Genomic DNA, 22,195 nt, shown 5'->3' on the forward strand with positions numbered 1-22,195 from the left:
GGCAGGTCTGGCCTGCTTGGGGTCGTGCGGTTCACCTGCCCTTCTATGGAAGCCAGTGCGCGCCGACAAGCCCGGCATCTCCCAGGGACCATGACGATTTGGTTAGCGGCAGGACATCTGGCCGCGCAACGGTATAAAGGGCGAACTACGCATGCTGGGTCTTGGCGCGATCACGAAGAAGGTTTTCGGAACAGCGAATGATCGCAAGGTAAAGACAGTTCGTCCGTTGGTCGCGAAGATCAATGCACTGGAACCTGAGTTTCAGGCCCTGTCCGACGAGGGGCTGATCGCCAAGACCGAGGAGTTGAAGGCGCGTGTCGCCGAAGGCGAAAGCCTTGATGCGGTGCTGCCCGAAGCTTTCGCCAATTGTCGCGAAGGTGCACGCCGCGCGCTTGGCCTGCGCGCTTTCGATGTGCAGTTGATCGGGGGCATTTTCCTGCATCAGGGCAATATCGCCGAGATGAAAACCGGGGAAGGCAAAACGCTGGTCGCCACTTTCCCTGCCTATCTGAATGCCCTGACCGGGCTTGGCGTGCATGTCGTGACGGTCAATGACTATCTGGCCAAGCGCGATGCCGAATGGATGAGCAAGGTCTTTGCCAAGCTTGGCATGCGCACCGGCGTCGTCTATTCGCAGCAGCCCGTCGCCGAGAAGCGCGACGCCTATGCCGCCGATGTGACCTATGCCACGAATAACGAACTGGGCTTCGATTATCTGCGCGACAATATGTGCATGCGCATCGAGGATATGAACCAGCGCGGTCACTATTTTGCGATCGTGGACGAGGTTGACTCGATCCTGATCGACGAGGCGCGCACGCCGCTGATCATTTCCGGGCCATCCGAGGATCGCTCGGATCTCTATGTGAAAGTGGATGCGCTGATCCCATCGCTGCAGCCCGAGCATTATGTGATCGACGAGAAGATCCGCAACGCCACCCTGACCGATGACGGCAATGAGTTCATTGAAGAGAAGCTGCGCGAAGCGGGGCTTCTGCCGGAAGGGCGTGCGCTTTATGATCCGGAATCCACCTCGCTGGTGCACCATGTCAATCAGGGTCTGCGCGCGCATAAGCTGTTCCTGAAGGACCAGAATTATATTGTCCGCGATGGTGAAGTCATCCTGATCGACGAATTCACCGGTCGGATGATGGTCGGTCGCCGCCTGAATGAAGGGCTGCATCAAGCCATCGAGGCGAAAGAGAATGTCGCGATCAAGCCCGAGAACGTCACCTATGCCTCGGTCACGTTCCAGAATTATTTCCGCCGCTACAAAAAACTTGCGGGCATGACCGGGACCGCCGCGACCGAAGCTGCGGAATTCCGTGAAATCTACAATATCGGCGTGGTCGAGATCCCGACCAACCTGCCGATCGCCCGGCTTGACGAGCATGATCAGGTCTATCGCACGGCGAAGGAAAAGCTTGAGGGCGTGCTGCAGGAGATCCGTGACGCACATGCCAAGGGTCAGCCGATCCTCGTCGGGACAACCTCGATCGAAAAATCGGAGGAGTTGTCGAACCTGCTGAAAGACGCAGGCATTCCGCATAACGTTCTGAACGCCCGGCAGCACGAACAGGAAGCGCAGATCGTCGCGGATGCAGGTCGGCTTGGCGCTGTCACGATTGCCACAAACATGGCCGGGCGCGGCACCGATATTCAACTGGGCGGCAATGTCGAAATGCGCGTGCTGCAGGCGCTGGCCAACGACCCCGAGGCTGACCCGGAAGCAACCCGCGCGCGGATTGAGGCCGAGGTCGCCGATGAGAAGGCCAAGGTCAAGGACGCAGGCGGGTTGTTCGTGCTGGCCACGGAGCGCCATGAAAGCCGCCGGATCGACAATCAGTTGCGCGGACGCTCTGGCCGTCAGGGGGATCCGGGCCGTTCGGTGTTCTTCCTCAGCCTCGAAGATGACCTGATGCGGATTTTCGGATCCGAACGGCTGGAGAAAGTGCTTTCAACGCTGGGCATGAAGGACGGCGAGGCGATTGTGCACCCCTGGGTGAACAAGTCGCTGGAAAAGGCGCAGGCCAAGGTCGAGGCGCGCAACTTCGATATACGCAAGGAATTGCTGAAATACGACAACGTGATGAATGACCAGCGCAGGGTGATCTTTGACCAGCGTCTGGAAATCATGGAAGCGGATGACCTGTCCGAAATCATTGATGACATGCGTCATCAGGTCGTGGATGACCTGATCGACCTGCATATGCCGCCGAAATCCTATTCCGAGCAATGGGACATGGAGGGTCTGCGCGCGCAGGTGCGCGAGAAACTCGGATTCGACACCCCAGCCGAAGCCTGGGGCGAGGAAGATGGCGTTGATCAGGAAGTGGTGCGCGAGCGCCTTATCGAGGCATCTGATGCGCTGATGGTCGAGAAACAGGCGCAGTTCGGGGAAGCCACGCTGCGCAACCTTGAAAAGCAGGTCCTGCTGGAAACCATCGACCGCAAGTGGCGCGAGCATCTGCTGACGCTCGATCATCTGCGCTCGGCGGTGCGCTTCCGCGGCTATGCGCAGAAAGACCCGCTCAACGAATACAAATCCGAAGGCTTCCTGCTGTTCGAGAAGATGCTCAACTCGCTGCGCGAAGATGTGTCGCGCTACCTGTCGCGCATCCGCCCGCTGAGCGAGGAGGAGCAGCGCGAGATGATGCGCCAGATCGCGCTGCAGCAGCAGAGTCTTGCTGTGGCCGAAGCAAATCAGGGGGAAGCCCCGGAACCGTTAGTCGCGGGTTTCGATGAAACCGATCCGGCGACATGGGGGAGCCCGGGGCGCAATGACCCCTGCCCCTGTGGCTCGGGCAAAAAGTTCAAGCATTGTCACGGGAGCGTGCTTTAATCCTGCACATGGGTCAATTTTGTTTCACAATCTGACTTTGTGACATTCTTCGGCCCCAAATCCGCCCGATTCGACCCGCATCTTGCGCTCAACCGTTCGAAGTTGGATGCAAGAACATGAAAAAGCAGACGATCATTCGCGGAGTTGCCATTGTGGTGGCGGGGATTTCAGCCTCGGTCTATGGTGCACAGCATTTGTCAGGCAATCGCAGCGGGGTGAGCTCTGTTGCGCAGATTGCCGCCCCGGGTTCGACCGCGCAGATCAGAAGCGCCGGTTTTCTTGGCGGAAGCGTGCCGTCAGCGCCAGAAGATCATGCAATCACGGTAAATGAAACCAGCTTTGCCGCACTGACCGAGGGGACGGACCTTGCATCAGGTGAAGCGGCGCTGGACTTCGCCCCTCAGCTTGAAGCAGCCGGGAACACGCTTACACCGGGCGGCCCGGACTGCACACCGCGCCTGACGGCGCACGCGGCGATTGACGCGCTTATCGAAGTGTCGCTATCGGCCCCGTGTCATCCGCAGGAACGGTTGGTGATCAGTCACGCAGACCTGGCATTCAGCGCCTATACCTCGGAGAATGGCGGCTTCTCGACCTATCTGCCAGCACTCTCGGCGGATGGGAAAATCGACATTTTCCTCGGCGAGGATCACTTCTTACAAACCGAAACGCTGGTGCCGGATGTCGATGCGCATATCCGTGTGGCACTGCAATGGGTGGGGGATGCAGAGTTTTCACTGCACGCCTATCACATGGGCGCCCGCTTCGGAGAGGCGGGGCATATTCACGCCCTCAAGCCCTTCGACGCCGATCTGGACGAAGCCTTCCTGATCTCGCTTGGAGACAAGCGCGGTCCGGAGCCAATGCTTGCGGAAATTTACTCCATTCCGACGCATCTGGTGGGCAGCAGTCGTGTCGAACTTGCGCTGGATTTCGGTGGCGAAGATTGCGGGCGTGACCTGTCGGCTTTCGTTCTGCAATCCGGCGGCGGCGCCGCAACCGAAGTCAATGATGCCAGCTTCGCCACTCCGGACTGCCCTGCCCAGAGCGGCACACTGATTATGCCGCTCACCCTGCCGGCCGTGCAACACGCGGGCATCACTCCAACTGACGGGGTTTTTCTGTCTGGTGTGCTGGACTGAACCGCCCTGCGTTGGGTGGGACGTCCCCGGCGGTGCTGCAAGCCCCGTCAAAGCAACCCTTCGCTGCGCAAGCTGATCTCGCGGGAATGGCCGATGATCAGATGATCATGGACTGTGATCGACAAAGCTTCCGCCGCGCGCCGGACCATCTGCGTCATCGCGATATCCGCCTCTGATGGCGTAGGATCACCAGAAGGGTGGTTGTGGACAAGAATCAAGGCTGACGCATTCAACTCCAAAGCCTGTCGCAGGATCTCGCGTGGGTAGACCGGGACATGATCGACAGTCCCGTCGCCGAGCACAAGATCCGCGATCAGTACATTCTTGCGGTCCAGAAACAGAACGCGGAACTGCTCTGTCTCGCGATGCGCAAGTGATGTATGACAATAATCCAGCAATGCGTTCCAGTTCGATATGATCGGACGGTTCAGGATACGCGCACGCGCCATGCGCTGCGCACATGCCTCCAGAAGCTTGAGCTCAGCGACCATAGCCTCCGACATCCCGGGAACCGCACGCAAGCGGACGGGTGCTGCGGCCACAACCCTGTTCAGATCGCCAAATGTGTCGAGCAGCCGTTGCGCCAGCAGTCCGATACTCGAATCTGGCAGTGCATCCGACAGAAGCATTTCCAGCAGGTCGCAGTCCGAGATCGTTCGCAAACTGCCCTCGACAAAACCCCCACGACGTGCTGCAGCAGTAGCAAGCTGCCCTGAAGCGGCGGGTCTCGCAGCGAATAACGACAAGCCTTGATCTGTGAAACTGGCATGATCTGCACGCATGCCGCGATCATGACTCAGGGAATCATAACAACGCGTTAACCACGGCCTTTTCTGCTCAGAAATGTTGCCAGATCCAGAGTCTGGTGTTAGCATTATCACAAGTGTGGCATTTCCCTGTGATTTAGCAGGATTCCGCGCACTTGGACGGGGCATTTTGAGCAGTTGATAAAAGCATATAATCAAACCTTATCGATTGGAGGACTACAATGAAGAAGATCGCACTCCCGGCACTTGCACTGGCAATGGCTCCGTTTCTCGCGACACCGGCGGCTGCATGGAAGGGTCACGTCGTCGAATGTTTCGACAAAGTCTATGTGGCTCCTGAATACAAGACCACCAAGCATCTGGTGAAAGCGGCAAAAACCACTCTGGAATACCGCAACGGCAAAGGCATGGAGCAAATCTATCGCATGCACTACCCGGCGATCTACGAAGAGAAGAAGCATCTCGTTCGTCCCGGTCACTATGTGATGCGCCCTGCGCCCTGCCGCAAAGGCAACTAACCCTTTACGCATCTGACTTCTGAAAAGATCGCGCGCCCATTTGCGGGTAACTCTTGGTCGCAGATGATCAACAGGACGGAAGTTCGAAGCTTTTTCCTCGGCGCGCTCATATAGCGCGCCGAATCTCAGATGAATCCCCGTGGCGTCATCTTTTTGGTTGCGCCCCCAGGCTGAGGAAAGCGGAACATGCGTGCACTACTACTTCTGGCGGGCACTTTGGCGATTTCAGGATGCGCATATTTCTTCCCAAGTCGCTCGGAGAGTTCATGCGACGCCGCGAGCCACGCGCTCCGGGTTCACGACTCCCGGATTGAAGCGGCGCGCGCGAGTGGCAGCATGGGGTTCACGGCCAATCTCGCGACCCGCGGCTACCAGACCTATCATTGCGTCACGACGCGGGGCAATCAGGTCGCCTGCTCGACACTTGAACATGGCCTGCACAATCACGCGTCCACCCAGGTCAAACGGCTGATACGCGAACGCAGCATGATTGAAAATCGTGTCGCACGCGCCTGCGGGCTTTGATCAGCCCTTCATGCCGTCCCAGAAACCTTTGACCTTGTCAAAGAAACCCGAGCTTTCGGGGTTGTTCTCTGCGCTGAGCTTTTCGAACTCCTGCAGCAGTTCTTTCTGACGCTGTGTCAGATTGACAGGTGTTTCCACGGCCAGTTCGATCAGCATGTCGCCCTGCCCCCCCCCGCGCAGCGCGGGCATGCCCTTGCCACGCAGGCGCATCTGACGGCCGGACTGGCTGCCTGCAGGGACTTTGACACGCGACCTGCCACCGTCGATTGTCGGCACTTCCACCTCGCCGCCAAGGGCTGCGCGCGCCATGCTGACGGGAACGCGGCAATGAAGCGTCAGATCATCGCGCTTGAAGATCTGATGCTCGGCCACATTGACGAAAATATACAGATCGCCCGAGGGACCACCCCGCAGCCCGGCTTCGCCTTCGCCAGAGAGCCGAATCCGCGTGCCGGTTTCAACCCCCGCCGGAATGTTCACAGAGAGGCTGGCCTCTTTCTCGACCCGACCTGATCCGGTGCAAACCTTGCACGGATTCTTGACAATCTGCCCGGAGCCGCCGCAGGTCGGACAAGTCCGCTCGACCGTGAAAAACCCTTGCTGCGCGCGTACCTTGCCCATTCCGGAGCAGGTCGGACAGGTGACAGGCTCAGCGCCACCTTCGGCACCGGTCCCGCTGCAGGATTCACATTCGGACAGGCGCGGGACACGGATGGTTCTGCGCGTGCCGGAATAGGCTTCTTCCAAGGAAATCCGCATATTGTAGCGCAGATCCGAGCCGCGCGTGGCGCGCGATCTTGCGTTGCCGCGCCCACCGCCAACGAAATCACCGAAGAGATCCTCGAACACATCAGAAAAGGCGCTGGCGAAATCGGCATTGCCGCCAAAACCCCCGGGCCGACCACCCTGTCCTGCCCCCATTCCGCCATCGAATGCCGCGTGGCCATAGCGGTCATAGGCAGCTTTCTTGTCGGGGTCTTTCAGGGCATCATAAGCCTCGTTCACTTCCTTGAACTGGGCTTCGGCATCAGGATTTTCAGAGTTGCGATCAGGGTGCAACTCCTTGGCTTTCCGGCGATAGGCTTTCTTCAACTCTTCGGCAGAAGCATTCCGATCAACCCCGAGCACATCGTAGAAATCGCGTTTGGCCATGGCGTTTTCGCTCCTAAGACGGCACCCGATCTGATCTGGTCAGATCGGGCGCACGTTCCATCACCACAAGGCTTACTTGCGTTTGTCTTCGCCGAGATCTTCGAAATCGGCGTCCACAATGTCATCATCAACGCTGCGCGGACCTTCTTCACCTGCGTCACCAGACGCGGCTTCGGCTTGCGCCTTGTAGATGGCTTCACCCAGTTTCATCGACGCATCGGTAACATTCTGGATGCCGGATTTGATCTTGCCTGCATCCTCGCCCTCAAGCGTGTCCTTGAGCGCGGCGATGGCCAGCTCGATCGCCTCGACCGTGGTCGGGTCCACCTTGTCCTTATGCTCTTCGACGGCCTTCTCGGTCGAATGGATCAGGCTTTCGGCCTGATTCTTCGCCTCGACGAGTTCGCGGCGCTTCTTGTCGGCCTCGGCATTGGCTTCGGCGTCGCGCACCATCTTTTCGATATCCTCGTCGGACAGACCGCCCGAAGCTTGAATGGTGATCTTCTGCTCCTTGCCGGTGCCCTTGTCCCTAGCCGAGACATTGACGATCCCGTTCGCGTCGATGTCGAAAGTCACTTCGATCTGCGGCATACCGCGCGGAGCGGGGGGGATATCTTCCAGATTGAACTGACCCAGAAGCTTGTTATCCGCCGCCATTTCACGCTCGCCCTGGAAGACACGGATCGTCACCGCGTTCTGATTGTCCTCGGCGGTCGAGAAGACCTGCGATTTCTTGGTCGGAATCGTGGTGTTGCGGTCGATCAGGCGGGTAAAGACACCGCCCAGCGTTTCAATCCCCAGCGAGAGCGGGGTCACATCGAGCAGCACCACATCCTTGACATCGCCCTGCAACACGCCGGCCTGAATGGCCGCACCCATTGCGACAACCTCATCAGGGTTCACACCCTTATGCGGTTCCTTGCCGAAGAAATTGGTTACTTCCTCGATCACCTTGGGCATGCGGGTCATGCCGCCCACAAGGATCACCTCGTCAATGTCGCCTTTCGACAGACCGGCATCTTTCAGTGCTGCGGCACAGGGCTTGAGCGAGTTCTTGATCAGATCGCCAACCAGCGATTCCAGCTTGGCGCGGGTCAGCTTCATCACCAGATGCAGCGGCTGGCCGGTGTTCTTGTCCATCGAGATAAAGGGCTGGTTGATCTCGGTCTGCGAGGACGAGCTGAGTTCGATCTTGGCTTTCTCGGCAGCTTCCTTCAGCCGCTGCAGCGCCATCTTGTCCATCGTCAGGTCAACGCCGTTCTCTTTCTTGAACTCGTCGGCAAGGTAATTGACGATGCGCATGTCGAAATCTTCACCACCCAGGAAGGTGTCCCCGTTGGTCGATTTCACTTCAAAGAGGCCATCATCAATTTCAAGAATGGTGATATCGAACGTCCCGCCACCAAGGTCATAGACGGCAATGGTCCGGGTTTCCTTCTTGTCCAGACCATAGGCCAACGCGGCTGCCGTCGGTTCATTGATGATGCGCAACACTTCCAGACCGGCGATCTTGCCTGCGTCCTTGGTCGCCTGACGCTGTGCGTCATTGAAATAGGCGGGTACAGTGATGACGGCCTGCGTGACTTTCTCGCCAAGATAGCTTTCGGCGGTTTCCTTCATCTTCTGCAGGATGAAGGCTGAAATCTGGCTGGGGCTGTACTTCTCGCCACGCGATTCAACCCATGCATCACCATTGCCGCCGTCAATGATGGCATAGGGAACAAGTTTCTTGTCCTTTTCCACCTCGGCATCGGTCAAACGGCGCCCGATCAGGCGCTTGACCGCAAAAACCGTGTTGGTGGGGTTGGTGACGGCCTGACGCTTGGCGGGCTGGCCGACAAGGCGCTCATTCTCGGTGAAGGCCACAATGGACGGGGTGGTACGCGCCCCTTCGGAATTCTCGATCACACGCGGCTGGCTGCCATCCATGATGGCCACGCAGGAGTTGGTCGTGCCAAGGTCGATACCGATGACTTTACCCATAGTCTTGCATCCTCTTCTTCAAGCGATGTGGCAGCGGGCTGGTCCCATCAGGCCCCGGCCCATCAGAATTGTGTCAAAGCCCCGTGCCGGGGCGTCTTGGGCGCTATATAGGAAGGGGCTTGAGGCGCTGCAACCGTCACAGAGCTGTGAAAAAGCGGTGATCCGAACTTTTCTTCCTGTCACGCGGCCTTGGCGGTCAGTTGCCATATCGGGGCGAAAATGGCATGCCGCAACCATCACTGAATAAGGAGTAGAGTAATCATGCTATATGTAGATATTCCCACGCAATCCGAGATCGGTCAGCTCATTGCCACGCGCGGCGAGGCGCTGGTCAGCATTTACCTGACGACCACCCCCGAGACGCAGCATATCGACGCCGCCCGTACACGGCTGAAGCAGCTTGCCGGTCAGGCCGTCGCACAACTGGAGGAGGTTGGCGTCGCCAAGCGGACCATCTGGCCCATCGAAGAACAGCTTGACGATCTGCTGGACGACGATGATTTTTGGCGCGTTCAGGCCAATTCTCTGGCGATCTTCGTCACGCCCGAACGGCTGCGCAGCTACCGCCTGCCCAACCATCTGTCCGAGACCGTGCAGGTTTCGGACCGGTTCCATGTCAAGCCCTTGCTGCGCGCGGTCTCGATGCCGCAACACGCCTTTGTTCTGGCGCTGGCCGAAAACGAGCTGCGCCTGGTCGAGGTTCTGGGCGATCAGCCTGCGCAGGAAGTGCATGTGCAGGGGCTGCCCAAGGATGCGGCCTCTGTCGCGAGGACGGCAAATGTCAATTCGCGCAGCTATTCGGGCCGTCTGGGTGGCGGCGAGGGTCAGAAACACCATCTGCGCCAGTATTGCCGCGCCATCGATACAGCCCTTCGCGGCCTTCTGTCGGGGCGGCAAGAGCCGCTGATTCTGGCGGCAACGGATCCGCTCTTGTCGATGTATCGCTCGATCAACAGCTACCCGCATCTGGCCGAAACTGCGATTGTCACCAGCCCGGTACGCGTTCCGGCGCACGAGCTTGGGGCGCAGGCACGCGAGATCCTGGACGAGATCAACGCCGCATCCGTCGCGGCATTCGGCGAGTTGTATTCAGCCCGCGAGAATGAAGGGCGCGCAACGACACAGGTGGCGCGCGCGGCCCGTGCGGCGACCTTTGGCGCTGTGGATACGCTGCTGGTCGATATCGACAATGTGCTGCCCGGTCTTGTGGATGAAACCACCGGCGAGATCACCTTTGACGAAAGCGACAGCGCCGTAAGCTATGGCGTGATTGACGAAATTGCCGGGCGTGTCATCGCCAATGGCGGCAAGGTCATCGCAGTGCGGCGCGCGGATATCCCACAGGAAGCCGAACTCGCGGCGGTTCTGCGCTACGCGATCTGAGTTAGGGTTTCACCATTGTTCAAGGCCGGAGTGCTGCAATTCCGGCCTTTACTCATGCCGCCAGACCCCGGCCTTTCAACAGCGCCGCGACCCCCGGCATGCGGCCACGAAACGCGGTATAGAGCGCTTCCGCGTCGTCGCTGCCGCCAGCCGACAGGATGAATCGCTCTAGCCTATGAGCAGTGTCGCGGTCGAAAGCATCGCCGGTTTCGCGAAACGCGTCAAAGGCATCCGCATCCATCACTTCCGACCACATATAGCTGTAATAGCCACTGGAATAGCCATCCCCCGAGAAAACATGGGCGAAGTGCGGCGTGGCATGACGCATCCGGATGGCGCGCGGCATGCCCAGCGCATCCAGTATCTCGGCCTGCTTCTGCATCGGATCGGCGGGCGGGGGTCCGTCATGAAATTCCAGATCGACGAATGCCGAGGCGACATATTCAACCGTCGCAAAACCCTGATCGAAATTCTGCGCCCCCAGAAGGCGCTCCAGCAGATCTGCGGGCATCGACGCGCCGGTCTCAATATGGCGCGCATGCTGGCTCAGCACGTCGGGCACTTCCAGCCAATGCTCGTAAAGCTGGCTTGGCAGTTCCACAAAATCCCGCGCGACAGATGTGCCCGCGATGAACCCATGCGTGACATCCGACAGGATCTGGTGCAGCGCGTGGCCGAATTCGTGAAACAGCGTGCGCGCATCATCATAGGACAGCAGCGCCGGATCACCCTTGGCGAAGTTGCAGATATTCACGACGACAGGCCGCACGTCGCCCCCCAGCTTGCGCTGGCCGCGCATGGTCGAACACCATGCGCCCGAGCGTTTCGAGGCCCGCGCAAAGTAATCGCCGATGAACACCGCCATAAGTCGTCCGTCGCGCGTCACCTCCCATGCCCGCGCATCCGGGTGATAGAGCGGTATGTCCAGCGGGCGGAACTCCAGTCCGAAAAGACGGTTCGCGCAATCGAATGCCGCGGCGATCATGTTGTCCAGCGCAAGATAGGGCTTCAGCGCAGCCTCATCGATATCATGCTCGGCGCGGCGCAGCTTCTCCGCGTAATAGCGCCAGTCCCATGGCTCCAGCGGCGCGGCATAGCCGTCAGCCTGCAGCATCGCTTCCAACGTCAAGGCATCCGCCAGCGCCTTCGCGCGCGCCGGTTCCCAGACCTGCATCAGCAATTCGCGCACCGCATCCGGCGCCCCGGCCATCTCGGTTTCCAGCTTGTAGCGCGCGAAATTCTCGTAGCCCAGAAGCTGCGCCCGCTCGGCACGCAGCGCGAGGATCTCGGCAGCAATCGCACGATTGTCCGTCGCGCCACCATTGGCCCCGCGCGCTACCCATGCCTCATAGGCGATCTCGCGCAGGTCTCGACGATCCGAGAATTGCAGGAAAGGCACGATCAGCGAGCGGCTCAGCGTCAGCACATGCCCGTCCTGCCCCCGCTCTTCGGCGGCGGCCTTCGCGCTGGAGATCACGAAATCCGGCAAGCCCGCCAGATCCTCCAGCGGCATCATCCAGTCCCGCTCATCCGCAAGCAGGTTCTGGGTGAACTCGGTCCCCAGCGATGCAAGCCGGGATTTTATCTCGGTCAGACGCGCGGATTCCTCACCCTCCAACGCAGCGCCCGCGCGCAGGAACATGCGCCGATAGAGCATCAGCACTCGCGCCTGTTCGGCATCCAGATCCAGCGTATCGCGAGCGTCCCACAGCGCCTCGATCCGCTGGAAGAGTGCCTTGTTATTCACGATTTCCGAAGAATAGGCAGACAGCTTTGGCGACAGGTCGCGCTGCAAGGCTTCGCGCGTCGGGTTCGAGTCGCTGCTGGCGAGATTGAAGAACACGCCCGCCACACGGTCGAGCAGGTCATCGGCCTGTTCCATCGCCGCAATTGTGTTGGCGAATGTGGGGGGCTCGGGGCACTCCGCGATCGCGGCATAGGCCGCGCGGCCTGCATCAAGTGCGGCCTCGAATGCCGGCGCGAAATCCTCGTCACGGATCATCTGGAACGGGGGAAGCTGAAATTCGGTCTGCCAGTCGGAAAGAAGCGCGTTGGTCATTCTGGGCCTTTCGGGATCGCTTTGGCCAGAAGCTAGGGGCATTTCCGCGCAGGTTCAATGCGGGGCGGGATCTGATCCTTGATCGAAGGTCACGCCTTGCCGAAGCGCGAAGCTGCGTTCCGCCGTTCCGGCGCGCGGTTGGTCGCTTCAAGTTCCGACAGGATCGGGCAATCGGGCCGGTCATTACCGTGGCAGGCATGCGCCAGCGTCTCAAGGGTCGAGGCCATATCTTCGAGTTCCGCGATCTTGCGGCGCAGATCCGCCACATGCGCGAGCGCCAGCCGCTTTACATCCGCACTCTGGCGCGACTGGTCCCGCCACAGGCCAAGAAGCTCGCTGATCCCGTCCACGGAAAACCCCAGATCCCGCGCGCGGCGGATGAAGCGCAGCATATGCACGTCCTGACTGGAGTAGACGCGGTAGCCCGAGGCTGTGCGCCCGGCAGGCGGGATCAGCCCGGTTTCCTCATAGTAACGGATCATCTTGGCCGAAACGCCCGAGGCTTTCGCCGCATCACCGATATTCATGCCAATTCCTTTCCCTGAGCGACAGGCGGAACCCAGCCACGCAAGCGCAGCGCATTGGTCAGCACAAAGACTGATGACAACGCCATCGCCCCTGCCGCGAAAACGGGCGAGAGCAGCAGCCCGAAGGCAGGCCAGAGAACCCCCGCTGCAACCGGTATCAGCGCTGTATTATAGGCGAAGGCCCAGAACAGATTCTGCTGGATATTGCGGATCGTGGCTTTCGACAGCGCAACCGCATTTGGCACCGCTTGCAGGCTGCCCGACATCAGCACGACATCGGCAGCCTCGATGGCAATATCCGTTCCGGTGCCGATGGCAATACCCACATCTGCCTCGGCCAGCGCGGGTGCATCATTGATCCCGTCCCCCACGAATGCCAGCTTGCCATAGCGGGCACGCAGGTCGCGTATGGCATCCACCTTGCCCGCTGGCAGCATCTCGGCCATGATATGATCTATGCCCAGTTGATCCGCGATTGCCTGAGCAGTGCGCTGGTTGTCGCCTGTCACCATGGCGACGCACAAGCCCAGATCATGCAGCGCGCGTATGGCCTGCAGGGTCGTGGGCTTTATCGGATCTGCAACCGCAATGATCGCCGCAAGCTTGCCGCCGATAGCCGCATAAAGCGGGGACTTGCCCTCGGTCGCCAGACGCTCGGCGGTCGCAGAGAACGGGCCGACGTCCAGACCGAGCTTTGCCATGTAGCGGTCGGCACCGATCTCGACCTGCTGGCCGTCGACCATGGCCGCGACCCCGAAACCGGTCAGACTGTCAAAGGCCGTCAGCGCAGGCAGGTCGAGCCCCTCGACCTTCGCTGCATCCACAATGGCCCGCGCAATGGGGTGCTCGGATTTCGCTTCTACCGCAGCCACTTGCGCTATCACCACCGCGCGCTCGAAACCGGGCATCACATCCAGATCGGTCAGTACCGGACGGCCCTCGGTCAGGGTGCCGGTCTTGTCAAAGGCCACAATCTGCGTGTCACGCAACTGCTGTAGGGCCTGCCCCTTGCGAAACAGCGCGCCCATTTCCGCGCCGCGCCCGGTACCCACCATGATCGAGGTGGGCGTAGCTAGTCCCATCGCACAGGGGCAGGCAATGATGAGAACCGCCACGGCATTGACCAGCGCAAAGGTCAGGGCCGGGTCGGGGCCGAACAGGAGCCAGACACCGAAAGTCAGCACGGCGACCGCCATCACTGCGGGCACGAACCAGAGCGTCACCCGGTCCACCAGGGCCTGTATCGGCAGTTTGGAACCTTGCGCCGCTTCGACCATGCGAATGATTTGCGCGAGCATCGTGTCCCCACCGACCGCAGTTGCCCGAAAGGCCAGCGCGCCCGTCTGGTTTACGGTCCCGCCCACCACGCTGGCCCCGGCGGTTTTGACCACTGGCACAGGCTCGCCGGTGATCATGGACTCATCGATATAGCTTTCGCCTTCGACGACCGTGCCATCGACGGGCACGCGCTCACCAGGCCGCAATTCGATCATGTCGCCGGGGGTGACGTCCGCGATGGCAAGCTCGACCAGCCCTTCTGCGCGCCGCACCCGCGCGGTTCTGGCCTGCAACCCGATCAATCGCTGAATCGCCTGCGACGTCCGGCCCTTGGCGCGGGCTTCCAGATAGCGGCCCAGTAGGATCAGGGTGACAATGACGGCTGCAGCTTCAAAATAGACATTGACGGTGCCTGCAGGCAGCAGTGCAGGGGCGAATGTCGCCACCGACGAATAGCCATAGGCGGCCATCGTGCCCATGGCAACAAGGCTGTTCATATCCGGCGCTCCGCGCAAAAGCGCCGGAAAGCCATGCATGTAGAACCGGATGCCGGGGAAAGCCAGAACCAGCGTGGTCAGCCCAAACTGAATCAGCCAGTTGGCCTGCATCCCAATGGTGGCCATTATCAGATGATGCAGTGCCGGGATCATATGCGAACCCATCTCAAGCACAAAGACAGGAAGCGTCAATATGCCCGCGATCACCAGGGCACGCCGCAGTTCCGCGGCCTCGGAGTCGCGGCGGAGCGCTGTGCTGTCCTCCTCGGCGGCACGCCGCACATGCGCGCCGAAGCCAACCGATTCGACTGCCGCAATCAGCTGGTCCGGGGCAATATGGCCGGTCACGCTGGCACGCTCGGTCGCAAGGTTCACATGCGCTGCATGTACACCCGGAACGGCACCCAGCGCGCCCTCGACGCGACCCACGCAGGAGGCACAGCTCATGCCTTCGATCACAAGCTCGATTTGCTGTGGCGGCACCTCATAGCCTGCCTTCTCGATGGCTTCGACAAGCGACAAACGATCCACATCCACGCCTGCCTGCACATCAGCCCGCTCTGTTGCAAGGTTTATATGCGCGGAAATGACCCCCGGCACAGCCTCAAGCGCGCGCTCGGCACGACCGACGCAGGAGGCGCAGCTCATGCCCTTGATCGGAAAAGCATGCATCCTTGAGGATTTGGCAGGGGCGTTCATTGGTTTCTCTTTGCATCTTGCGTGGGTGAAATGCATCTAATCCTTCCCACCATGGGAAGGTCAAGATGCGCGTGGGAATCGAAGTAGATTCACATTGGCCTATTGACCTTCCAATGGTGGGAAGCCCCATCTGGGGCATATCAGTGACATGAGAGGATACCCTGATGCAGTTTCACATAGCGAACATGGAATGCGGCGGCTGCGCGCGCGGCGTGACGCGGGCGATCCAGTCGGTCGATCCGAAGGCCATCGTTGAGACCGACCCGCCCGCGCGCCGCGTCACGGTCCAGTCCGAACAACCGCAAACCGCCTTTCTGCCGACGCTCGAAGCCGCTGGCTTCCCGGCGACCCCTGCCTGAGGAGATCACAGATGAGAAAACTATCCCTTGCATTCCTGCTTGGCGCCGGATTGGTGGCGGGCGGTCTGGCTTATGCCCAGTCCCAGATGGATCACGGCGATCATGGCCATATGGACCATGGTGCTCATGCAGATCATGGCCTGACCAGCGACGACCCGGTGATCGCAGCCTATATGGCGGCGAATGATCGGATGCATCGCGATATGGATATTGCTTTCACAGGTGATGCCGATGTCGATTTCGTGCGCGGCATGATCCCGCACCATCAGGGCGCGATCGACATGGCAAAAGTGGTTCTGGAGTTCGGCAGCGATCCTGAAATTCGCGCCCTGGCGGAGGAGGTGATCACCGCGCAGAATGCGGAGATAGCGATGATGCGGGACTGGCTGGCCGCGCGCGGGCTGGAATGACGCAAAACGGTCGGAGCGTGTCAAAACGCTCCGACCGCAAGGCAGTATGTCTTCAGTGTGGCAACGGGCCTCGTCTGAGGTTAGCCGCCAAGTTCGGTCCATTTGCCGCCATCCTGCGATGACCGCAGACAGGCATCAATGAAGCGCATCCCCGACAGACCATCCTTCAGCCCCGGCAGAACGCCAGTGCTGTCCTTGGCGCGGATTGCCTCTGCTGCTTCGCGATAAAGCGTCGCAAAGCCTTCGAGATAGCCTTCCGGATGCCCCGCCGGCGTGCGGATCGTGGCAAGTCCGGCCTCGCTGGCGCCGGCCCCGCCGCGGGTCAGGATCTGTTTGGGCTGACCAAAGCGCGTGAAGGTCATCTGATTGGGGTTTTCCTGCGCCCAGTCGAGCGATCCCTTGTCCCCAATCACCCGCAGACGCAGCGCGTTCTCATTCCCCACGGCGACCTGAGAGGCCCAGAGCATCCCCTTAGCCCCGCTGGCGTAGCGCAGCATGACATGGGCATTGTCATCTACCGCGCGGCCCTCGACAAAGCTGGTCAGATCTGCAGCAAGCGCTGCGGGGGTCTCACCGGTAACGAACTCGGCCAGTTGCCAGCCATGGGTGCCGATATCCCCAATCGCCCCGCCCGCGCCAGAGCGCGCAGGGTCCGTACGCCATTCGGCCTGTTTACCGGTGGCCGCCTCGGTCAGCCAGTCCTGCACATATTCGATATGGACCAGCCGCAAGCGCCCCAATTCGCCATTCGCGACCATCTCGCGCGCCTGCCGGATCAGCGGATAGCCGGAATAGTTATGCGTCAGAATGAACAGCTTGCCCGAACGCGCTGCCACCTCTTCCAGCGCCAGCGCATCTTCAAGCTTTGAGGCCAGCGGCTTGTCGCAGATCACATGGATCCCCGCCTCCAGAAAGGCACGCGCGACCGGCACATGCATATGATTGGGCGTGACGATGGCCACTGCGTCAATCCCGTCTTCGCGCGCGGCCTCTGCCTCGGCCATCTGCGCGAAACTGTCATAGCTGCGCTTGATGCCAAGCGCTGCCGCCGAGGAACGCGCGCGTTCCGGGTCAGATGACAGCGCTCCCGCAACCAGTTCCCACTGCCCGTCGATGCGCGCGGCAATCCGGTGGACCGCGCCGATGAATGCGCCTTCACCGCCACCGACCATTCCAAGTTTCAGTGTCATACTCATTGCTCCGTCCCCAGCATGGCGCGGATCTGGCCCATATCGACAGCGCCGCCCGCAAAATCGTCAAATGCCTTGTCAGTCACTTCGATAATATGACTTGCGATGAAGGGTGCGCCTTCTGCGGCACCCTGTTCCGGCGATTTCAGGCAGCATTCCCATTCCAGCACCGCCCAGCTGTCATAGTCGTATTGCGCCAGTTTCGAGAAGATCCCACTGAAATCCACCTGCCCGTCACCGAGGCTACGGAACCGACCCGCACGGTTCAGCCAGGGCTGATAGCCCGAATAGACCCCTTGCCGCCCATCCGGGTTGAACTCGGCATCCTTGACGTGGAACGCGCAGATGCGGTCGTGATACAGGTCGATGAAGGCCAGATAATCCATCTGCTGCAGCAGGAAATGCGACGGGTCGTAGTTGATCTGCGCGCGCGGATGTTCGTTCAGCGCGTCCAGGAACATCTCCCATGTGGCCCCGTCGAAGACATCTTCGCCCGGATGGATTTCATAGCCCAGATCGACTCCATTCTCGTCATAGACATCCAGAATGGGTTTCCAGCGCCGTGCAAGCTCGGCAAAGGCTTCCTCGATCAGCCCGGCTGGGCGCTGCGGCCAGGGGTAGAGATAGGGAAAGGCGAGTGAGCCGGTAAATCCGACCGAGGCGGTCAGACCCAGATGGCGGCTGGCAATGGCCGCTTTCTTGACCTGATCCACGGCCCATTCCTGACGAGCCGCAGGCTTGCCATGCAAGGCTTTGGGCGCGAAGGCATCGAAGGCAAGGTCATAGGCCGGATTCACGGCAACAAGCTGGCCCTGCAGATGGGTCGAAAGCTCTGTGATCTCGACCCCGGCCTCAGCGCAGATGCCTGCCACCTCGTCGCAGTAATCCTTGCTTTCGGCAGCGCGATCCAGATCGAATAGCCGGGCATCGAATGTGGGGATCTGCACCCCTTTATAGCCAAGTGACGCCGCCCATTTCGTAATATTCGGCAGTGAATTGAAAGGTGCAGCATCACCGGCAAACTGAGCCAGAAACAGCGCGGGGCCTTTGATCTTTGCGGGCATGATATCCTCTTCCTTTATTATCTTGTCTGGGCCGTGTCAGACCCGGTCGGCTTTGGGCAGATAGTCGAAATTGCGAAACCGCGCGCTTCGCCCCTGCCCGGTGATGTCGAAGGCCAGCATCCCGACGAAGGCGCCGGTGAAGGAGCCATGTTCCCCCCGCCCGCCTTCGTCCGAGATGACTGCGGCATCCAGCGCGGGGCCAAGCGCCTGCCAGTCACCGCCCTGATGCCAGAAGAACTGTTGCACCGAACGGCTGACCTTCACCGCGAGCCAGACCGGACCGGGCGCCAATACCACAGGATCGCAGGGCCAGTGCAGCGCCGCGTTAGGCCAGTCACCGGGGCATGACATTATTGTCAGGCAGCGGCCCAGCGTTTCGTCCCATGTCACGGCGGCGAAATGGAACTTGTGACGATTGTAATAGGTCGCAAGCCCGGCGGCTTGTTGATAGGTCTCGGGGTCGAAATCGGCCAGTTCTGTCTCTGCGCGGTATTGCAGATGTTCCTGCCTGCGCGCGATCAGCGCCTGTTCGAACCAACTGCCGATGCTTTCGCGCCCGTGCAGTACCAACCCGTCCTGACCGAGGGTGAACAACCGTTCAGGACAGGGTGTGCGCAGCCATTGAAATTCAGGAGGCAGATCAGGCCCGTCGAACACCCTGCGCACCGACCCCACAGGGCGCGGCGAAGCTGACGCGGGAGCAGGCACGTCCAGCGCGGGCACGGTGCCACCATGCTCCAGATAGAGCCAGTCATCATCGCCCCAGACACATTTCTGGATCGCGGTTTCCCGCCCGAGCGGCGAGAACCGCCCCGGAAGCGGACGCGAGCACAAATGGGTGTGATAAACTTCGCCCTTGGGCGTCTCGACGATCTGGCCATGCCCTGCGCGCTGCAAGGGCGCGTCGGGATGATCTTTCGAGGTGATCAGATGCGTCTGGGGATGCATCTCATATGGCCCCTCGATCTGACGCGCCCGCGCCATGGTGACGGCATGACCGTAGCCTGTGCCCCCCTCGGCGGTGGTCAGGTAATACCAGCCATTGCGCTTGAACAGATGCGGCCCTTCGACCAGCCCAAGCGGTGATCCGGCAAAGATATTGCGCACCGGGCCGATTAGACCGTGCTCGGGGTGCCATTCCTGCAGCAGGATCCCGTCAAAAGCGGGGCTTTTGGGCTGCCCGCCCAATGAGCGCCCGCGATGGTTCCATTGCATGTTGACGAACCATTTGCGGCCATCCTCATCATGGAACAGTGACGGATCGAAACCCGAGGAATTGACATAGACCGGATCGGACCACGGCCCCTCGATGGCAGGCGCAGTGACGATGTAGTTATGCGCGTCCTTGAAATTGCCATCAAGCCGTTTCACATCCGTATAGACCAGCCAGAAGAGCCCGTCGGCATAGGACAGGCATGGGGCCCAGACACCGCAACTGTCCGGGTTGCCCCGCATGTCCAACTGGCTGGCGCGGGACAGCGGGCGGCAGGCCAGATCCCAGTTCACCAGATCGGTCGAGCGGTGGATCTGGACGCCGGGAAACCACTCGAAGGTCGAGGTAGCAATGAAATACTCATCGCCCACCCGACAGATCGAGGGGTCAGGATTGAACCCCGGCAGGATCGGATTGCGGATCATGGCGCGTCGCTTTCCTGCGAGGATTGCGCCCAGAGGTTGATATCCTCCTCTGAAGCGTGACGGTCGATCTCGGCCAGTTCATCCGCCGTGAAGTCCAGATTTCCGACAGCCCCCGCGCAATCGATCACTTGTTCGGGGCGCGAGGCCCCGATCAGGGCCGTGGTAATGCCACTGCCGCGCAAGACCCAGGCAATCGCCATCTGCGCCAGAGTCTGCCCGCGCCGCTGCGCAACCTCGTTCAGCGCGCGGATGCTACTGATCGCGCGCGGGGTGATCATCCGCTGATCCAGCGACTTACCCTGACTGGCGCGACTTCCCTCGGGAATACCGTTCAGATATTTGGTGGACAGCATGCCTTGCGCCAGAGGCGTGAAGGCAATCGAGCCGATGCCCAGTTCCAGCAAGGTGTCCTTCAACCCGTCGCGTTCCACCCAGCGGTTCAGGATATTGTAGCTGGGCTGGTGAATGACGCAGGGCGTGCCGAGATCCTTCAGAATTGCCACTGCCTGCCGGGTGCGGGCGGAATTGTAGCTGGAAATGCCGACATAATGTGCCCTCCCCGAACGCACGATGAAATCAAGCGCCGACATGGTTTCTTCCAATGGCGTGTCCGGGTCGAAGCGATGGGAATAGAAGATATCGACATAATCCAGCCCCATCCGCTTGAGCGAGGCATCGCAGGAGGAGACCAGATATTTCCGGCTGCCCCATTCGCCGTAAGGGCCGGGCCACATGCGATATCCCGCCTTGGTGGAAATCACCAACTCGTCCCGATAGGGGGCGAAATCTGTGCGCAGGATCTCCCCGAAGGCGGCTTCTGCCGCCCCCGGTTCAGGGCCATAGTTATTGGCCAGATCGAAATGGGTGATGCCGTGGTCAAAGGCCGTGCGGCAGATGGCGCGTTTCACTGCATGGGGCGTGTCATCACCGAAGTTATGCCACAGCCCCAGCGAAATCGCCGGCAGCATCAGCCCGGAAGCCCCGCAGCGCCGGTATTGCATACGCTCGTAGCGATCATCTGCCGCGCGATAGTCCCTCATGCCAGCAATCCTTGCGCCGCCTCGGGTGACAGCGCTTCGGGGCGCTCGCAGGTGGTGGTCAGATCCAGAACCTGCCCGGTTTCCCCTGCAACAAGGATCGAGGTCATCACATCCACCACATGCAGCGAGAACTCCAGCGAGCAGCGATGCGCCCGCCCTTCCGTGATCGCCAGCGCCATATCGGCCAGCCCGGCGGCGCGGTAATTGGCGTTCACTCCATCATTCGTGCGGGCAAAGGGATGATCCCAGGCCACACCGGCCGAGGTGAAGGCGGCTTTCTGCGTCATCCGCACCTCGCCGCCGAAGAAATTCGGGTCGGGCACATGCAGCGTGCCTTCGGCACCATACAGCTCCATCGGCGCATGGCCGTGCTGCCAGACATCCCAGCTTGCGCAATAGGTCACTTGCGCGCCCGAATGGAATTGCAGGATTGCATGGATCGTGGTGGGGGTGCCGACCGGGATCTTCTCGCCATAGCGCGGTTGCGAGGTGATCGTGCGTTCCGCCTGTGCGCTCATGCTCATCGCAGTTACACGCTTCACCGGCCCCAGAAGCTGCACTAGATTCGAGATGTAATAGGGCCCCAGATCCAGAATCGGCCCGCCGCCGGGCTGGAAGAAGAAATCGGGATTGGGGTGCCACATCTCCATGCCGGGACTTTGCACGAAACAGGTGCCGGAACTGATCTTGCCCAGACGGCCACTGTCGATCAGGTGCCGGGCAAGCTGATGCGCCCCCCCCATGAAAGTGTCCGGCGCGGAGCCCACGCGCAGGCCCTTCGCGGCGGCTTTTTCCGCAAGCTTCTGGCCTTCCTCCAGTGACAGCACGAAGGGCTTTTCGGAATAGACATGCTTGCCCGCCTCAAGGCATTGCAGCGACACATCGAAATGCGCAGCGGGAACGGTCAGGTTCACGATGACGTCGATATCCTCTGCCGCAAGCAATTGTCCGATCGTGTCAGCACGCAGGCCAAACTCCGCCGCGCGCGCCTTCGCCGCATCAAGGTTCAGATCCGCACAGGCGCGCATCTCGATGCCGCGAAAGATTGGTGCAAGGCGCATATAGGCGGCAGAGATATTGCCGCAGCCCAGAACGCCGATTCCCAGTGTCTTGCTCATATTC

General features: G+C 60.5%; 18 protein-coding genes. 7 read left to right on the forward strand and 11 right to left on the reverse strand.

Going from position 1 to position 22,195, the window contains the following annotated elements; translation table 11 throughout:
- Nucleotides 1-151 precede the first annotated feature (151 nt).
- Both secA and BG457_RS18605 read left to right on the forward strand, forming a co-directional pair.
- Nucleotides 152-2,842 carry a preprotein translocase subunit SecA gene (gene secA / locus BG457_RS18600; RefSeq protein WP_071799358.1) on the forward strand — a complete coding sequence of 897 codons (2,691 nt, stop codon included), beginning with the start codon at nt 152-154 and terminating at the stop codon, nt 2,840-2,842.
- Nucleotides 2,843-2,958: 116 nt separating this feature from the next.
- Nucleotides 2,959-3,984, forward strand: a complete 1,026-nt coding sequence (locus tag BG457_RS18605) for a hypothetical protein (protein WP_071799359.1) — start codon at nt 2,959-2,961, stop codon at nt 3,982-3,984.
- Nucleotides 3,985-4,031: 47 nt separating this feature from the next.
- On the opposite strand, the gene radC is transcribed toward BG457_RS18605, so the two are convergent.
- Nucleotides 4,032-4,766: a RadC family protein gene (gene radC, locus BG457_RS18610; RefSeq protein WP_071799360.1), complete on the reverse strand. Its 735-nt coding sequence runs from the start codon at nt 4,764-4,766 to the stop codon at nt 4,032-4,034.
- Between the two features lie 206 nt (nt 4,767-4,972).
- Between radC and BG457_RS18615 the strand changes: the two genes are divergently transcribed.
- The gene (locus BG457_RS18615) at nt 4,973-5,269 is read left to right on the forward strand and encodes a hypothetical protein (protein WP_071799361.1); all 297 of its coding nucleotides are present in this window, start codon (nt 4,973-4,975) and stop codon (nt 5,267-5,269) included.
- Between the two features lie 186 nt (nt 5,270-5,455).
- Nucleotides 5,456-5,794 (forward strand): hypothetical protein, encoded by a 339-nt coding sequence (locus tag BG457_RS20390; protein ID WP_175546836.1) that lies wholly within the window; start codon nt 5,456-5,458, stop codon nt 5,792-5,794.
- Here the strand turns inward: BG457_RS20390 and dnaJ are convergent, their stop codons facing one another.
- Nucleotides 5,795-6,946, reverse strand: coding sequence for a molecular chaperone DnaJ (gene dnaJ, locus BG457_RS18625; RefSeq protein WP_071799363.1), 1,152 nt, complete (start codon nt 6,944-6,946; stop codon nt 5,795-5,797).
- Nucleotides 6,947-7,018: 72 nt separating this feature from the next.
- Nucleotides 7,019-8,929: a molecular chaperone DnaK gene (dnaK, locus tag BG457_RS18630; protein WP_071799364.1), complete on the reverse strand. Its 1,911-nt coding sequence runs from the start codon at nt 8,927-8,929 to the stop codon at nt 7,019-7,021.
- A 261-nt stretch (nt 8,930-9,190) separates the two neighbouring features.
- Here dnaK and BG457_RS18635 point away from each other — a divergent pair, with 261 nt between their 5' ends.
- On the forward strand, nt 9,191-10,312 hold the full coding sequence (locus tag BG457_RS18635; protein WP_071799365.1) for a baeRF11 domain-containing protein: 1,122 nt from the start codon (nt 9,191-9,193) through the stop codon (nt 10,310-10,312).
- 52 nt (nt 10,313-10,364) lie between these two features.
- Here the strand turns inward: BG457_RS18635 and BG457_RS18640 are convergent, their stop codons facing one another.
- From BG457_RS18640 to BG457_RS18650, 3 genes are all read right to left on the reverse strand, one after another.
- Nucleotides 10,365-12,371: a M3 family metallopeptidase gene (locus BG457_RS18640; RefSeq protein WP_071799366.1), complete on the reverse strand. Its 2,007-nt coding sequence runs from the start codon at nt 12,369-12,371 to the stop codon at nt 10,365-10,367.
- Between the two features lie 89 nt (nt 12,372-12,460).
- Complete coding sequence (gene cueR / locus BG457_RS18645; RefSeq protein WP_071799367.1) at nt 12,461-12,898, reverse strand: Cu(I)-responsive transcriptional regulator; 438 nt, start codon at nt 12,896-12,898, stop codon at nt 12,461-12,463.
- Nucleotides 12,895-15,372, reverse strand: a complete 2,478-nt coding sequence (locus tag BG457_RS18650; RefSeq protein WP_071799368.1) for a heavy metal translocating P-type ATPase — start codon at nt 15,370-15,372, stop codon at nt 12,895-12,897. The genes cueR and BG457_RS18650 overlap by 4 nt, the downstream gene beginning before the upstream one ends.
- Before the next feature lie 164 nt (nt 15,373-15,536).
- Between BG457_RS18650 and BG457_RS18655 the strand changes: the two genes are divergently transcribed.
- Both BG457_RS18655 and copM read left to right on the forward strand, forming a co-directional pair.
- Nucleotides 15,537-15,731: a heavy-metal-associated domain-containing protein gene (locus BG457_RS18655; RefSeq protein ID WP_071799369.1), complete on the forward strand. Its 195-nt coding sequence runs from the start codon at nt 15,537-15,539 to the stop codon at nt 15,729-15,731.
- An 86-nt stretch (nt 15,732-15,817) separates the two neighbouring features.
- Nucleotides 15,818-16,141, forward strand: a complete 324-nt coding sequence (gene copM, locus BG457_RS18660) for a CopM family metallochaperone (protein ID WP_425434938.1) — start codon at nt 15,818-15,820, stop codon at nt 16,139-16,141.
- Nucleotides 16,142-16,221: 80 nt separating this feature from the next.
- Here copM and BG457_RS18665 read toward each other — a convergent pair whose 3' ends face one another.
- The 5 genes from BG457_RS18665 to BG457_RS18685 are packed head-to-tail and all read right to left on the reverse strand — an operon-like array spanning nt 16,222 to nt 22,191.
- Nucleotides 16,222-17,331, reverse strand: coding sequence for a Gfo/Idh/MocA family protein (locus tag BG457_RS18665; RefSeq protein WP_084657736.1), 1,110 nt, complete (start codon nt 17,329-17,331; stop codon nt 16,222-16,224).
- 2 nt (nt 17,332-17,333) lie between these two features.
- On the reverse strand, nt 17,334-18,395 hold the full coding sequence (locus BG457_RS18670; RefSeq protein ID WP_071799372.1) for a sugar phosphate isomerase/epimerase family protein: 1,062 nt from the start codon (nt 18,393-18,395) through the stop codon (nt 17,334-17,336).
- Nucleotides 18,396-18,431: 36 nt separating this feature from the next.
- Nucleotides 18,432-20,033: a glycoside hydrolase family 43 protein gene (locus BG457_RS18675; protein ID WP_071799373.1), complete on the reverse strand. Its 1,602-nt coding sequence runs from the start codon at nt 20,031-20,033 to the stop codon at nt 18,432-18,434.
- Nucleotides 20,030-21,073: an L-glyceraldehyde 3-phosphate reductase gene (mgrA, locus tag BG457_RS18680; protein WP_071799374.1), complete on the reverse strand. Its 1,044-nt coding sequence runs from the start codon at nt 21,071-21,073 to the stop codon at nt 20,030-20,032. The genes BG457_RS18675 and mgrA overlap by 4 nt, the downstream gene beginning before the upstream one ends.
- Nucleotides 21,070-22,191 (reverse strand): Gfo/Idh/MocA family protein, encoded by a 1,122-nt coding sequence (locus tag BG457_RS18685; protein WP_071799375.1) that lies wholly within the window; start codon nt 22,189-22,191, stop codon nt 21,070-21,072. The genes mgrA and BG457_RS18685 overlap by 4 nt, the downstream gene beginning before the upstream one ends.
- Between the last annotated feature and the right edge of the window lie 4 nt (nt 22,192-22,195).

The organism is Natronohydrobacter thiooxidans (assembly GCF_001884735.1).
In the GTDB taxonomy this organism is placed as follows: Bacteria; Pseudomonadota; Alphaproteobacteria; order Rhodobacterales; family Rhodobacteraceae; genus Roseinatronobacter; species Roseinatronobacter thiooxidans_A.

Excerpts from the sequence above, each read along its gene's own strand:
- secA (WP_071799358.1), top strand. The coding sequence starts at position 152 with ATGCTGGGTCTTGGCGCGATCACGAAGAAGGTTTTCGGAACAGCGAAT.
- BG457_RS18670 (WP_071799372.1), bottom strand. The coding sequence starts at position 18,395 with ATGCCCGCAAAGATCAAAGGCCCCGCGCTGTTTCTGGCTCAGTTTGCC.
- mgrA (WP_071799374.1), bottom strand. The coding sequence starts at position 21,073 with ATGAGGGACTATCGCGCGGCAGATGATCGCTACGAGCGTATGCAATAC.
- BG457_RS18675 (WP_071799373.1), bottom strand. The coding sequence starts at position 20,033 with ATGATCCGCAATCCGATCCTGCCGGGGTTCAATCCTGACCCCTCGATC.
- copM (WP_425434938.1), top strand. The coding sequence starts at position 15,818 with ATGGATCACGGCGATCATGGCCATATGGACCATGGTGCTCATGCAGAT.
- BG457_RS18640 (WP_071799366.1), bottom strand. The coding sequence starts at position 12,371 with ATGACCAACGCGCTTCTTTCCGACTGGCAGACCGAATTTCAGCTTCCC.
- BG457_RS20390 (WP_175546836.1), top strand. The coding sequence starts at position 5,456 with ATGCGTGCACTACTACTTCTGGCGGGCACTTTGGCGATTTCAGGATGC.
- cueR (WP_071799367.1), bottom strand. The coding sequence starts at position 12,898 with ATGAATATCGGTGATGCGGCGAAAGCCTCGGGCGTTTCGGCCAAGATG.
- dnaJ (WP_071799363.1), bottom strand. The coding sequence starts at position 6,946 with ATGGCCAAACGCGATTTCTACGATGTGCTCGGGGTTGATCGGAATGCT.
- dnaK (WP_071799364.1), bottom strand. The coding sequence starts at position 8,929 with ATGGGTAAAGTCATCGGTATCGACCTTGGCACGACCAACTCCTGCGTG.
- BG457_RS18605 (WP_071799359.1), top strand. The coding sequence starts at position 2,959 with ATGAAAAAGCAGACGATCATTCGCGGAGTTGCCATTGTGGTGGCGGGG.
- BG457_RS18615 (WP_071799361.1), top strand. The coding sequence starts at position 4,973 with ATGAAGAAGATCGCACTCCCGGCACTTGCACTGGCAATGGCTCCGTTT.
- BG457_RS18685 (WP_071799375.1), bottom strand. The coding sequence starts at position 22,191 with ATGAGCAAGACACTGGGAATCGGCGTTCTGGGCTGCGGCAATATCTCT.
- BG457_RS18655 (WP_071799369.1), top strand. The coding sequence starts at position 15,537 with ATGCAGTTTCACATAGCGAACATGGAATGCGGCGGCTGCGCGCGCGGC.
- radC (WP_071799360.1), bottom strand. The coding sequence starts at position 4,766 with ATGCGTGCAGATCATGCCAGTTTCACAGATCAAGGCTTGTCGTTATTC.
- BG457_RS18650 (WP_071799368.1), bottom strand. The coding sequence starts at position 15,372 with ATGAACGCCCCTGCCAAATCCTCAAGGATGCATGCTTTTCCGATCAAG.
- BG457_RS18665 (WP_084657736.1), bottom strand. The coding sequence starts at position 17,331 with ATGACACTGAAACTTGGAATGGTCGGTGGCGGTGAAGGCGCATTCATC.
- BG457_RS18635 (WP_071799365.1), top strand. The coding sequence starts at position 9,191 with ATGCTATATGTAGATATTCCCACGCAATCCGAGATCGGTCAGCTCATT.